Source organism: Edaphobacter acidisoli, from assembly GCF_014642855.1.
GTDB lineage: Bacteria > Acidobacteriota > Terriglobia > Terriglobales > Acidobacteriaceae > Edaphobacter > Edaphobacter acidisoli.
Window position 1 is genome coordinate 814,349 of the sequence record NZ_BMJB01000001.1, and the last position, 13,616, is coordinate 827,964.

Annotated in this window: 12 protein-coding genes; 9 read left to right on the plus strand and 3 right to left on the minus strand. The window is 59.7% G+C overall.

What is annotated here, in order from left to right:
* The first annotated feature begins 69 nt into the window (after window positions 1-69).
* Complete coding sequence (locus IEX36_RS03295) at window positions 70-450, plus strand: Rieske (2Fe-2S) protein (protein ID WP_188757887.1); 381 nt, start codon at window positions 70-72, stop codon at window positions 448-450.
* Window positions 451-542: 92 nt separating this feature from the next.
* Here IEX36_RS03295 and IEX36_RS03300 read toward each other — a convergent pair whose 3' ends face one another.
* A complete protein-coding gene (locus IEX36_RS03300) occupies window positions 543-740 on the minus strand; it encodes a hypothetical protein (RefSeq protein WP_188757888.1) in 198 nt (65 codons plus the stop codon).
* 53 nt (window positions 741-793) lie between these two features.
* Between IEX36_RS03300 and carA the strand changes: the two genes are divergently transcribed.
* Entirely contained in the window at window positions 794-1,936 is a 1,143-nt protein-coding gene (gene carA, locus IEX36_RS03305) for a glutamine-hydrolyzing carbamoyl-phosphate synthase small subunit (protein WP_188757889.1), read from the plus strand.
* 74 nt (window positions 1,937-2,010) lie between these two features.
* Window positions 2,011-5,304, plus strand: coding sequence for a carbamoyl-phosphate synthase large subunit (gene carB / locus IEX36_RS03310; RefSeq protein WP_188757890.1), 3,294 nt, complete (start codon window positions 2,011-2,013; stop codon window positions 5,302-5,304).
* Window positions 5,305-5,308: 4 nt separating this feature from the next.
* Here the strand turns inward: carB and IEX36_RS03315 are convergent, their stop codons facing one another.
* On the minus strand, window positions 5,309-5,791 hold the full coding sequence (locus IEX36_RS03315) for a hypothetical protein (protein WP_188757891.1): 483 nt from the start codon (window positions 5,789-5,791) through the stop codon (window positions 5,309-5,311).
* 107 nt (window positions 5,792-5,898) lie between these two features.
* Here IEX36_RS03315 and IEX36_RS03320 point away from each other — a divergent pair, with 107 nt between their 5' ends.
* The 6 genes from IEX36_RS03320 (at window position 5,899) to IEX36_RS03345 (ending at window position 11,994) form a co-directional block, all read left to right on the plus strand.
* Entirely contained in the window at window positions 5,899-6,921 is a 1,023-nt protein-coding gene (locus tag IEX36_RS03320; RefSeq protein WP_188757892.1) for a dihydrodipicolinate synthase family protein, read from the plus strand.
* A gap of 78 nt (window positions 6,922-6,999) precedes the next feature.
* Window positions 7,000-8,586 carry a 4-alpha-glucanotransferase gene (gene malQ / locus IEX36_RS03325; RefSeq protein WP_188757893.1) on the plus strand — a complete coding sequence of 529 codons (1,587 nt, stop codon included), beginning with the start codon at window positions 7,000-7,002 and terminating at the stop codon, window positions 8,584-8,586.
* Window positions 8,587-8,618: 32 nt separating this feature from the next.
* Complete coding sequence (locus IEX36_RS03330; RefSeq protein ID WP_188757894.1) at window positions 8,619-8,804, plus strand: hypothetical protein; 186 nt, start codon at window positions 8,619-8,621, stop codon at window positions 8,802-8,804.
* Window positions 8,801-9,370, plus strand: a complete 570-nt coding sequence (locus IEX36_RS03335; protein ID WP_188757895.1) for a 3-hydroxyacyl-CoA dehydrogenase NAD-binding domain-containing protein — start codon at window positions 8,801-8,803, stop codon at window positions 9,368-9,370. Before IEX36_RS03330 ends, IEX36_RS03335 begins: the two co-directional genes overlap by 4 nt.
* A gap of 101 nt (window positions 9,371-9,471) precedes the next feature.
* The gene (locus IEX36_RS03340) at window positions 9,472-10,752 is read left to right on the plus strand and encodes an ABC transporter permease (protein ID WP_308422274.1); all 1,281 of its coding nucleotides are present in this window, start codon (window positions 9,472-9,474) and stop codon (window positions 10,750-10,752) included.
* Between the two features lie 3 nt (window positions 10,753-10,755).
* A complete protein-coding gene (locus IEX36_RS03345) occupies window positions 10,756-11,994 on the plus strand; it encodes an ABC transporter permease (protein WP_188757896.1) in 1,239 nt (412 codons plus the stop codon).
* A gap of 106 nt (window positions 11,995-12,100) precedes the next feature.
* Here the strand turns inward: IEX36_RS03345 and glmU are convergent, their stop codons facing one another.
* Window positions 12,101-13,528, minus strand: coding sequence for a bifunctional UDP-N-acetylglucosamine diphosphorylase/glucosamine-1-phosphate N-acetyltransferase GlmU (gene glmU, locus IEX36_RS03350; RefSeq protein ID WP_188757897.1), 1,428 nt, complete (start codon window positions 13,526-13,528; stop codon window positions 12,101-12,103).
* Window positions 13,529-13,616: the final 88 nt, after the last annotated feature.

Below are 13,616 nucleotides of genomic sequence, written 5' to 3' on the forward strand. Positions count from 1 at the left end.
CTTTGCCTGTGGCTTGGGCGTCTGGTTCGCTCGGAGTGGTTTTGCGTAGACTTAACGGATGGAGGGTTGATGCCGTTCGATTCGGTGAAAGAAGACGCGGTGTGGCAGAGGCTCTGCAGCGTGGCTGAGGCGCCTGCGCCTGGTGCGGTGATGGAGGTTGAGACGGGTGGGCAGGCGGTTTGTCTGGCGAATGTGGGCGGAGAGCTGGCGGCGCTGGACAATATCTGCCCGCACAGGCTGGGGCCGTTGGGGCAGGGATGGATTGAGGGCGGTGCGGTGGTGTGTCCGTGGCACTGCTGGGTGTTTGATGTGAAGACGGGCGTGGCGGCTTATCCCGACAAGGGGCAGGTTGCGGTGTTTCCGCTACGGGTTGAAGGGGAGAGCGTTTTGATCGCTCTGCCGGAGCGTGAACCACAGACGGAACCTTCAGTGGATGAGGAAAACTTTTAACGCAGGCTGTGTGTTTTACACGATAAGCTTCACCCAGGTTGTGCTGCCAGAGAGCAGCAAAGAAGGGAATTACGATGAAGATCAGGACTGTGTTACTTACCGCTTTCGCCATGCTGCTGCTCAGCAGTCTGGCTGTTCCGGGCAATGCTATGGGGCTGCACCGCCATCATCACAGGCACCACCACGGTCATCACCAGAAGCACTAAGCTATCTGAAAGAATGCAGAAGAAAGCCCGGAGCGCGCCGGGCTTTTGCTGTTGTGCAAAACGATTTGCCTGCCTCGTCAGCATAGTGCCGCCAATGCTGATAGAATCTATTAAATCCACTCCAGGCAGGAGAGGCAATGCAGGCAATTCTGGCGCTTGAGGATGGGCGCACTTTTCGCGGCAAGAGTTTTGGCGCACGGGCGCAGTGCTCTGGCGAGGTGGTCTTCAATACATCGCTGACCGGCTATCAGGAGATCTTTACCGATCCCTCTTATGCGGGACAGATCGTCGTTCTGACAAATCCACACATCGGCAACTACGGGACGACTCCCAGTGATGCCGAGTCGCGCCGGCCATTCATTGAAGGCCTGGTGACGCGCGAGTTTTCGACGCTCAGCTCGAACTGGCGCTCGACGCAGGTTGCGGATGAGTATCTGGAGCGCTATGGTGTGCCGGTGATTTCGGACGTGGATACGCGCGCGGTTGTGCGGCATCTGCGGTCGAATGGCGTGATGCGTGGTGTGATTGCTTCGGGCGAGAATCTTGACGCAGAGGCGCTTGTCGCGAAGGCGCGGGCGATTCGCAAGATGGAAGGCACTGATCTTGCCAGCGTTGTAACGACGAAAGAGATCTACGAGTGGGACGATGCGGAGCCGAAGAATCAGTCTGGCGATGCGCTGCTGAAGGCCACGGCAAATGCAGATGCGAAGAAGATGCATGTCGTCGCGTATGACTTCGGCATCAAGGAGAACATTCTGCGGATGCTGACGCGCGAGAACTGCCGCGTAACGGTGGTTCCGGCGATGACTCCAGCGAAGGATGTGCTGGCGCTGAATCCAGATGGCGTGTTTTTCTCGAATGGCCCGGGTGATCCGGAGCCGCTGGAGTATGCGCAGGAGAATATTCGCCAGTTGCAGGGCAAGGCGCCGATGTTCGGTATCTGCCTGGGGCATCAGCTCTTTGGAATTGCTCTGGGCGGCAAGACGTACAAGCTGAAGTTTGGCCATCATGGCGGCAATCATCCGATCATGAACCACCGCACGGGCCAGGTGGAGATTACTGCGCAAAACCATAATTTCGCGGTCGATCCCGCGTCGCTTGATGAGGCGACGGTCGAAAAGACGCACACGAACCTGAATGACCACACGCTGGCTGGTTTGCGGCATAAGAAAGACCCGATGTTCAGCGTGCAGTACCACCCGGAGGCCAGCCCAGGGCCGCACGACTCGCATTATCTCTTCCGGGACTTTCGGAAGATGATGGAAGATTTCAAAAAATAGGAAAAATGGCGCGGCGAGGGTCGCGCATTTTTTCGGAACAACAGAAATTTGTTTGAGAGAAGAAGACAAGAGACATGCCACGCAGGAATGACATCGCGAAAATTCTGGTGATCGGCTCGGGGCCGATTGTGATTGGTCAGTCGGCGGAGTTTGATTACTCCGGCACGCAGGCGTGCAAGGCGCTGAAGGCTGAGGGCTACGAGGTCGTGCTGGTGAATTCGAACCCGGCGTCGATTATGACGGACCCTGAGGTTGCGGACCGCACGTATATTGAGCCGTTGAGTGCGGCGTATCTGGAGGAGATTCTTCGTGCTGAGCGCGACTTGATGGACCCGGAGGGGCTGGACAGCCACGGCAAGTTTGCTCTGCTGCCGACTGTTGGTGGACAGACGGCGCTGAACCTTGCGGTTGAACTGGCTGATTCAGGTGTGCTGGACAAGCTGGGCATCGAGCTGATTGGCGCGAAGCTGGAGGCGATTAAAAAGGCTGAAGACCGGTTGCTGTTCAAGGACGCGATGAACAAGATCGGCCTCGACATGCCGCGTTCGGCGCTGGTCAATAACATTCGCGACGGGTTGGAGTTTGCGGGCAAGCTTGGTTTCCCGGTCGTGATTCGCCCTTCGTTTACGCTGGGCGGTTCGGGCGGTGGTATTGCGTACAACCGCGAAGAGCTGATGGAGATTCTTGCGCGTGGCCTGGACCTTTCGCCGGTGCATGAGTGCCTGCTGGAAGAGAGCGTGCTTGGGTGGAAGGAGTACGAGCTTGAGGTGGTGCGTGACCTGAAGGACAACGTCATCATCATCTGCTCGATTGAGAACTTCGATCCGATGGGTGTGCATACGGGCGACTCGATCACGGTCGCTCCGGCGCAGACATTGACCGATCGCGAGTATCAGGTGATGCGCGATGCTGCCATTGGCGTGATGCGCGAGATCGGCGTTGAGACCGGCGGAAGCAATGTGCAGTTCGCGGTCAATCCGGTGAATGGACGCATGACGGTGATTGAGATGAATCCGCGTGTGTCGCGGTCTTCGGCACTGGCGTCGAAGGCGACGGGATTTCCGATTGCGAAGATTGCCGCGCGGCTGGCTGTGGGCTACACCCTGGATGAGATTCAGAACGATATTACGAAGGCGACGCCTGCCTGCTTTGAGCCGACCATTGACTATGTGGTCGTGAAGATTCCGAAGTGGCAGTTTGAGAAGTTTCCAGGCGCCGATGAGGGGTTGGGGCCGCAGATGAAGTCTGTCGGCGAGGTGATGGCGATTGGTCGCACCTTCAAGGAAGCTCTGATGAAGGCTGTGCGCTCGCTTGAAACCGGCAAGAAGGCGACGGCGGACAACATTGAGCCGCGCAGGTTGACGCAGCGGTTGGTGACGCCGCATCCGGACCGGCTTGCTTATGTTCGCTACGCGTTTGAGCAGGGCATGAAGGTGCGCGAGGTCTCGCGGCTGACCGGGATGGACCCGTGGTTTCTGCACCAGATGCAGCAGATTACCGAAGAGATTAAGGCCATCGGTTCGACACCGATCGATAAGGTGACGGCGGAGCAGTTGCGTGATGCCAAACGGATGGGCATCTCTGATGAGCGGCTGGCGGCGACGTGGGGCTTGACTGGCGCTGAGGGCACGGCTGCTGTTCGCGCGCTGCGCAAGAAGCTGAATGTGCGGCCTGTGTACAAGCTGGTGGATACGTGCGCGGCAGAGTTTGAGAGCTACACGCCGTATCTGTATAGCTGCTACGACGAGGAAGATGAGGCCGCGCCGACGACGCGGAAGAAGGTCATCATTCTGGGCAGCGGGCCGAACCGGATTGGGCAGGGAATTGAGTTCGACTACTGCTGCTGCCACGCGGCGTTTGCGCTGCGCGAGGATGGCTACGAGACCATCATGGTGAACTGCAATCCGGAGACGGTCTCAACTGACTACGACACGAGCGACCGGTTGTACTTTGAGCCGTTGACGCTGGAAGACGTGCTCGCTGTGTATGAGCATGAGGCTTCGGCGGGCGCTGATATCGGGATGATCGTACAGTTTGGCGGGCAGACACCGTTGAATCTTTCGCTGCCGCTCAAGAAGGAAGGTGTGCCGATTATTGGAACTTCGCCGGAGTCGATTGATCTTGCTGAAGACCGCAAGCGATTTGGCAAGCTGATTGAAGAGCTGAAGATTCCGCAGCCTGAAGGGGCGATGGCTACCAGCGTAGAAGAGGCTGTGGCTGGTGCAAGGCGCGTGGGATATCCCGTGCTGGTGCGGCCTTCGTATGTGCTGGGCGGGCGCGCAATGGTGATTGCGTATGACGATGAGGCGGTCATCCGCTACATGGGCACGGCGATTGAGTTTTCACAGGAACGGCCGGTGCTGATCGACCACTTCCTCGAAGATGCGGTGGAGTGCGATGTCGATGCGCTGTGCGATGGCGATGATGTGGTGATTGCCGGCATCATGCAGCATATCGAAGAGGCTGGTATTCACTCGGGCGACTCGTCGTGCGTGCTGCCTGCGGTGGACCTGTCGGAGGACGTGCTTCAGACGATTCGTGAATACACAAGGAAGCTGGCGAAGGCGCTGGACGTTCGTGGATTGGTGAACATTCAGTTTGCGATTCAGCGCGGCAGGGTTTTTGTGATCGAGGTGAATCCGCGGGCTTCGCGCACGGTTCCGTATGTGTCGAAGGCGACGGGGATCCCGCTGGCGAAGATTGCTTCGCGCATCATGGTGGGCAAGAAGCTGAAGGAATTGCTGCCGGAGCAGGTGGCCAATGGCCGCGATCTCGACACGGGCGCACATTACTTTGTGAAGTCGCCGGTGTTTCCGTGGAACAAGTTCCAGGGCGTGGACACGGTGCTCGGGCCGGAGATGAAGTCGACCGGCGAGGTGATGGGTGTAGCGGACAACTTCGGCGAGGCGTTTGCCAAGGCGCAGCTTGCTGCTGGATTGAAGCTGCCGCTGAAGGGAACGATCTTCCTGAGCGTGAATGACCGCGACAAGGAGGGACTGGTTTCGCTGGCGCGGCAGTTTGTCGAGATGGGCTTCCACCTGGTGGCGACGCACGGCACGGCAGTTGTGCTGGAGATGGCTGGGTTGCAGCCGGAGCGCGTTTACAAGGTGAAGGAAGGCCGTCCGAACGTCGTCGATCTGATCAAGGGCGAGAGGATTCAGCTCATCATCAACACGCCGCATGGGCAGGATACGTTCTTCGACGAGATGGCGATTCGGCGGGCGGCTGTGCTGGCGCGAGTTCCGACGATTACGACGCTGGCAGCGGCGCGCGCAGCGGCGGAGGGCATCAATGCCTTGCAGCGCGGGACGCTGAGCGTGGCCGCGTTGCAGACGCTTCATGCGGAGCGGGCGGCGGTGACGGTCTAACGGGCTATGGTTCGAGGCCGAACCTTGCGCCGAAGGCGTAGCTGATCATCGAAAGCGGCATCCATGCGCCGATGAGCGGGCCGTCTCCGCTCATCAGGCCGCTGCCGTGAGAGAAGGAGAAGATGGTGCGCCAGACCTTCTCGACCGAGCCGCAATTTTCGCAGAGTCCTTTGCCTGTGGGCAGGTCCAGCACCCAAACGCAGGCGATGGTGAAGAGCACGAGGCCAGAGATCCAGATATGGCGCGCGTTTGAGTTGTGCTGCATGCGTGATGCGATCAGGCCAGCAAACATCGGCATGAGAAAGGCGAGCACTGTCAGGGTGACTTTGGGGCCTGCTGAGTCGGGATCAGGGTGGTTCAGCGTCATGACGGTGATGATGGCAATGACTAGCCCGATGGCCACTGCGGTGTGGAAGAGAAACCAAAGCGCCTCGCGGACGAGGCTGCCGATGGTGCGGTCACGCGGTCTGTCGGGCGCGGCAATCATGGCACTCTACTAGTTACTTTAACCGGACGGCGCGTTGTGGCTGACGTAGTTTCGCGGCGAGCAGGGGTCACTGACTTGAGTCGTCCTCGACTGGTTAGAATAAAAGCATGTTGCTTGAAGGGCTTCTTTTGCCGCTGACTACGCCGTTTTTTGCCGACGGCCGCCTGAATCTGAACAAGCTGGAACAGAATATTGAGCGCTACTCGAAGACGCCCGCTGCGGGCCTGATTGCGCTGGCCAGGACGGGTGAGCCATCGATGCTTTCGGATGAGGAGGCGCGGCTTGTTCTGACGAGCGCTGCTGGTGCGGCTGCGCGAGAGAAGGTACTGGTGGCAGGGGTCTCGCGCGACAGCGTTCGAGGAACGCTGGATATGGCGGAGCATGCGGGTAAGGCTGGGTTTGATGCTGTTCTGGTGAAGCGGCCGGGTGTGTTGCGTGATGCGCGCTTGGATCGTGAGGCGCTTGGATATTTTCTGATGGTCGCGGACCGCTCGGCGTTGCCGGTTGTGCTTGGGAGCGATGCGGACGCGCCGCTGCCGGTGGAGATGGTTGCGGAGTTGGCGGGGCATTCACGCATTCTCGGCATCGTGGATGCTGATGCGGGTGATGAGCGTGCGGAGGTGATTGCTGCAAAGACTGGGGCGGTGAAGCGCGAGGTGGCTGTTACGCATGTATTTGCTGCGGTGACGGGCAGGATGCAGTTACAGGGCGAGGGGATGGTCTCTGCCGCGGCGCTGACCGGCGGACCTGTTACGGCTGTTGCTCCGGCCATTCGCACGCGGACGAAGGTAGTGGGCTTTCAACGACTGGCTGGTGGTACGGGCTCGATGCTCGATGGCCTGCGTGGCGGCGTGGTGGGCGCTGCGGTTCCGTTTGCGGCGTGCGCTCCCCAGGCCTGCTATGAGGTGCTGGCTGCGTGGAAGGATGGCGACGAGGCGCTTGCGGCAGAGAAGCAGCATCGGCTGCTGGATATTGCGCGGAGGATTGAAGGCGATCTTGGCGTTGCGGGCATCAAGTATGGGTGCGACCTGAATGGGTTTTATGGTGGCCCGGCGCGGTCTCCGATCATGCCCTTGAGCGGCTCGGAGCGGGCTGAGGTCGAAGCGTTGATGCATGGGATTCGCAACTAGCCCGAGAGACGCCGCGCCAGCGATGGGTTTATATTCCTCGCGTATGATTCAGGCATCCTACGGGTGCAAGGGGGAGCGATGAGTGGGGACGGGGCTATTCAGGAGCGAATATCGGGTGTGTTGTTGCATGTGACCTCGCTGCCTTCGTATGGTGGCGTGGGCGACTTCGGGCCAGCAGCGTATGGCTTTGTTGATTTTCTGGCGGCGGCGAAGCAGCGGCTGTGGCAGGTTTTGCCGCTGAGCCCGACGGGGTATGGGAACTCGCCGTATTCGGCGCTGTCGGCGTTTGCGGGAAATCCGCTGCTGATTAGCCTGGAGAGGCTGGCGCACGATGGGTGGATTGCATGGGACAGAATTGCCGGGCTGCCCGGGCATGAAGGGCCGGCTGACTTTGATGTGGCGATGCAGCGCAAGCTGCCGCTGATTGAAGAAGCGGCGGCGAGCTTTCTGTATAACGCTCCGGATGACAGGCGCGCGCGGTTTCAACAGTTCTGCCAAGAGAATATCTCGTGGCTGCCGGATTATGCGATGTTCAACGTGCTGCGGCGCATGCATGGATATGCATGCTGGAACGAGTGGCCGCAGGAGTATGCATTGCGGAATCACGATGCGTTGACTGCGGTGCTGAATTCGCATGGACGCGAGCTTGCCGTGGAACAGGTGGTGCAGTTCTTCTTCAATGAGCAGTGGAGCGAGCTGCGGAGCTACTGCGCGGAGCGGAAGATCAGCGTGATGGGTGACGTTGCGATCTTCGTGAGCTACGACAGCGCGGATGTGTGGACGCATCCGGAGGTGTTTGAGCTGGACGAGGAGCGGCGGCCGCTGCGCGTGTCGGGTGTGCCTCCGGATTATTTTTCGGTGACGGGGCAGCGATGGGGAAACCCGCTGTACCGCTGGGGATTGTTGCGGGAGCGGGGATTTGACTGGTGGGTGGCGCGGATTCGGCGGGCGCTTGCGCTCTATGACATGATTCGCCTCGATCACTTTCGCGGGTTTGAGGCGTACTGGTCGATTCCAGCCGAAGAAGAGACGGCGGTGCATGGGCAGTGGGTGAAGGCTCCGGGGCACGAGTTGTTTCAGCGGTTGAAGGATGTGTTTGGCAACCTGCCGTTCGTCGCTGAGGACCTGGGGCTGATTACGCCTGAGGTCGATGAGCTGCGTGAGCACTTTGGAATGCCGGGGATGCGCATTTTGCAATTTGGATTTTCGGACCGCGGAAGCCATCTGTATCTGCCGCACAAATTCGTGCCGAACACGGTGGTGTACACGGGCACGCACGACAACAACACGACGCTGGGCTGGTGGCAACGGGATGCGAGCGAACAGGAACGCATCAATGCGCAGACGTATCTGGAAACAATCGAGCATGATGGCGAGATCGTTTGGGCGATGATGCGCGCGGCGGCGCGGTCGGTGGCTAACCTGTGCATCTTTCCCATGCAGGACGTCCTGCACCTGGGCAGCGAGGCACGGATGAACAGGCCTGCGGCAGGCGAGGGGAACTGGACGTGGCGGTATGGAATGGATGCGCTGCACCCGGATTTCGCAACCAAGCTGGCCTCGCTGATGGAGATGACCGATCGTGATGGCTACGAACCCACGAAAGAGGGCGAGGCCAGGTCGGCCGAGGGAGCGGCGCAAGCAGAGTCGGGCGTGAACATTTAGACTGGTTCGAGAATCAGAATTCAGGAGCGACGATGCCTCTTTCCGGTGAAGCTATACGCACGATGAACTATGTAGACGATATCTCTGTGACACTGCGGAGGATTCTGGCGGTGTTGCCGTCGCTGACCGAGGATGAGCGCCAGCGCGTGGCCGACCACATTCGTCATGCGGAACCGAGTATCGACACAGTGCTGGCTGCGGTCTCGGGCAAGAAGTGAGTGGTGCGGAGGCCCAGCCCTGTGTCCGCGCGGTTGCAGTGATTGGGGCGGGGACTGCGGGACGAGGATTTGCCCTGGCCTGCGCCGCGGCGGGATTTCATGTAGTGCTTGAAGATGTCATGCCAGCGAACCTGCGCAAGGCGGAGGCGGAGTTTGCCGGGCTTGGTGCGCCTGCAGGGCGGCTGGAGATGGCCCTTACGGTTGAAGACGCCGTGCGGGAGGCCGACCTGGCGGTGGATTTTGTGCCGGATGAACTGGAGTCGAAGCTGGAGATCTTCAGTCTGCTCGACAGGATGGCTCCGCCGAAGACGATCCTCTGCACGCCGAGCGAGGCGCTGAGCATTACGGACCTTGCCTCTTGCGTTTACAGGCCGGAGAGATGTGTTGCTGTACGCGGTAGCCTTGCGCCTGGGGGCGCGGTGAAGGTGCTCTATCCGCCGGCGGCGACTGCGGGGACGCTTCGGGCGGTGGAGGGGTTTCTGGGTGCGCTTGGGGTTGGAGCGCAGACGGAGCCTGACCCGGATGCTCCGGCCCTGATGAAGAACCTTGTGCGGAATCAGACCTGAGCGGTGTCTAACCTGATATCTGACCTGTCAGGGTGATGGCGGTAGCGGCTCGACTGGTTCAGAATAGGGAACTGGGTCCGGGATTTTGCGTACCAGAAAGGGTGAGACGAAGTCTGATCGCCGTCATGCGCGCCCTGGTGGACATCTTCGCTCAGGTTTTCCGCTCGATCGCGGCCAATAAGCTGCGCTCGTTTTTGACGATGTTCGGCATCGCGTGGGGTGTAGCTTCGCTGCTGCTGCTGATTGGATTGGGCGAAGGGTTTCGCTCGGGGCAGCGCCGCGGACTGTCGCAGCTGGGCGAAGACGTCATCATGGCCTGGGGTGGGAACATTCCCGCGTCACCGAATCAGCACACCGGGATGCGTCCTTATTATCTGACACTGAGTGACGCGGATGCGATCCGGGCGCAGGCGAGCCATGTGCGGAACGCGACGGCGTTCATCAATCGCGGAGACATCAAGCAGGTCAGCGAGTTTTCGAGCGCGGGTGGGGGCGTGTATGGCGTTGAGGTGAACTATCCTCAGGTGCGGCGCCTGCCGATTGCCAAGGGAAGGTTTCTGAATGCGGACGATGAGACGCAGCATCGGCGCGTCGTGGTGCTCGGGCAGAAGAACAACGTGCTTCTGTTTCCCGGGAGGCCATCGGTCGGCGAATCCATCCTGCTGAATGGGTACAGGTTTCAGGTCATCGGCGTGGCCGACAAGATTGGCAGAGGGAACAACGATGGCGAGAACCAGCAGATCTATATTCCGCTCTCGACGATGATGGAGCTGTTCCCGATTCTGGGCGACAATGTGCCGCTGGACGCGGTCTCGTCCATTCAATATCAGCCGTTGACGGAGGACCTGAACGAGACGGCGAAGGCGGACGTTCACCGTATCATTGCCGCGCGGCATGGATTTGATGCAGGCAACAAGGATGCGTTTGAAGAGTGGGACACGATCAAGACCATGCGCATGGTGGGCGTGATCTTTACTGCGATGGATGTGTTTCTGGGTGGAGTGGGCATCGTTACGCTCGCGCTGGGAGCGGTGGGCATTATCAACATCATGCTGGTGACGGTGACGGAGCGGACCAAGGAGATCGGGTTGCGGAAGGCGCTTGGCGCGACGAACGGCAGCATCATGATGCAGTTCTTTCTGGAAGGAATGCTGCTGACGGGATTGAGCGGAGTCATTGGAATTCTGGGTTCTGCTGCACTGATGATCGTGTTGCAGCATGCGATGGGGAACAACCAGATGGGTTTCGATCCTCCGCGGCTGGTTCCGTGGTCGGCGGCGTTGGCGTTGGGGACGCTGACGCTTTGTGGCATGGTTGCGGGGCTGTATCCTGCGCGGCAGGCGGCGCTGATGGAGCCGGTGGAAGCGTTGAGGAAGGAATAGGCCATGTTGCGCGATATCTTCGGACAGGCTATCGAGGCGATGCGGCACAATGGCCGACGCACGGTTATTACCGTTCTCGGCATGGCCTGGGGAATTGCTACGGTGGTGCTGCTGCTGGCTTACGGCGCTGGCTTTGGACGCGCGTTTGAGGCCATCTTCGCGCAGTGGGGCACGAACATGATGGGCGTGTTTCCAGGGACGACCAGCGAGCAGGCGGGTGGAACCAAGGCTGGTGTGAAGGTTCGGCTGCAGATGGATGACATGGAGCATATTGAAGAGACAGTTCCGGGAATCATCCACGTCTCGCCGATGTACTGGAAGAATGAGCCTATCCAGAACGAGTTGCATACGTACACGTGGGAAGTGGATGGGGTCTCGCCTGAGCTTGCGGATATTCAGCGAATGGACATCGATGAGGGAAGGTTTCTCACCGCAGACGATGTACAACAGCGCAATCACGTTGTGGTGATTGGCTCGGAGGCGAAGACGAAGCTGTTCTCGGGTGCGTATCCGCTGGGCGAGATGGTCCGGCTGAATGGCATTGCATTTGAGGTTGTAGGCGTGCTGAAGCCCAAGATGCAGGAGAGCGGAGATAACGTCAACCGCATTACCTACATTCCATACAGCACGATGAGCGAGATGAAGGATACGAAGTATCTGGATGGCATCTGGATGAGCTATCGCGGCGATCACACAGTTGTGGAGCAGGCGCTGCGCAACTCGATTGCCGCCTCGCATGGCTTCAGACCTTCGGACCACAATGCGATCTTTGTAGCTGACATCATGCGGCAGTTGGCGCAGTTCCGTATTATTTCGCTGGCGCTTCAGGTGCTGCTGGCATTTATCGGAGCGCTGACACTGGGAATTGCCGGTATTGGGCTGATGAATATCATGCTGGTAAGTGTGCAGCAGCGGACGCGTGAGATTGGTGTTGAGAAGGCCCTTGGTGCGCGGAAACGGCATATTCTGATGCAGTTTCTCGCAGAGTCGATGGTGATTACGGGACTTGGCGGAGCGGGCGGAATTGGGCTCGCTTATGCGGTGGCGAAGTCGATTGGGACGATCAAGTTTTACAGTGCGCTTGCGGCCAATGCGGAGAAGGCAGATATTCATCTGCTGATCTCTCCGCATAGCGTGCTGATTGCGACGGGGATTCTTGTCGTCGTCGGGTTGGTGAGCGGGATGATTCCCGCGATTCAGGCTGCGAATCTGGATCCGATTGAGGCACTGCGTTACGAGTAGCGCTTGACGGTCCCACCCGGCATCTTCGATGACTTCGAAAAATACTGAGGTTCTTCGCTTCGCTCAGAATGACAAGCTAAAGAGCTGCATATGGATTGTGTAGTGACTAGCAGCTGGCCTTTGCTTTTTCCCGCATTTCTTTTTTTGCCTTGGCCCATCCGGGCTTAGTGGTTTGGCGGGCGCGGCCGAGGGCCAGTGCGCCTGCCGGAACGTCTTCGGTGATGCAGCTTCCGGCGGCGATGTAGGCTCCGTCTTCAATGGTGACGGGGGCGACGAGGGTGGAGTCGGAGCCGATGAAGGCTCCGTCGCCGATGGTGGTGCGGTGCTTGTTCACGCCGTCGTAGTTGCAGGTGATGGCTCCTGCGCCGACGTTGACGCCTGCGCCGATGACTGCGTCGCCGAGGTAGTTCAGGTGGTTGGCTTTCGAGCCTTTGCCGATTGTTACTTTTTTGGTTTCGACGAAGTTGCCGACGTGTGCGCCTTCGCCGATGTTGCTCTCGGGGCGGAGGTGGCAGTAGGGGCCGAGGATGGCTTTGTCGGCGACTGTGGCGGAGTCGAGGATGCTCCCGTTGCGGATGGTGACTTCGTCGCCCACGCGCGAGCTTTGAATGACCGAGTAGGAGCGGATGCGGCAGTTGGAGCCGATCTGGGTTGCGCCGAGCAGTTGGACGTAGGGCTCGATGGTGGTGTCGGGGCCGACGGTGACTTCGGCGTCGATGACGCAGGTTTCGGGGCGGAAGATGGTGACTCCGCTGGCCATGAGGCGCTGGGCGCTCTGGAGGCGCATGGCGGCGTCGAGGTGCATCATCTCGGCGATGGTGTTGGCTCCTAGGACTTCGTTGACGCTCTCGGCTTTGACGGCGATGACGCGCTTGCCTTCGGCGACGAGCATGGCGGCGATGTCGGTGAGGTAGAACTCGCCGTGGGCGTTGTTGGTGGTGAGGGCGTCTAGCTTGCTGAAGAGTGCGCGGGTGTTGAAGCAGTAGATGCCGGAGTTGATCTCGCGGGCGCCGAGTTGTTCGGGTTTGAGCGATTTTTGCTCGACGATGGCGAGGACTTCTGGTGCGTCTTCTTTGACGCGGAGGATGCGGCCGTAGCCGTGCGGGTTGTCGGGTACGGCGGTCAGGATGGTCATCGCGGCCTGCTCGCGGAGGTGGGCGTCGCGGACGGCTGCGATGGTCTCGGGGCGGATGAGCGGCACGTCGCCGGAGAGGACGAGTAGGTTTTCGGGAGGCGTTTGGCCAGAGAGCTCGAAGTCGGCCTTGAGCATCTGGAGGGCGTGGCCAGTGCCGCGCTGCTCGGCCTGGAGGACGAAGGCTACGCCGGTGTGGGCTACGGCGGACTTCACCATCTCGGCCTCGTGGCCGACGATGCAGTAGATGTTTTCAGCCGGGACGATGGTTTTGGCGGCGGCGATGACATGGAGCAACAGGGCGCGGCCGCCGATCTCGTGGAGGACTTTGGGGCGCTTGCTCTTGAGCCGCGTGCCTTTGCCGGCGGCCATGATGGCGATGGCGAATTCTGGATGGGGCATGGATTTCCTTCAGTTTTCTATCGCTATCTTCTCATGACGTCCGGGGTGGAGAAATGGCCCGGATTGGTACTTACCCCCTCCCGTACTG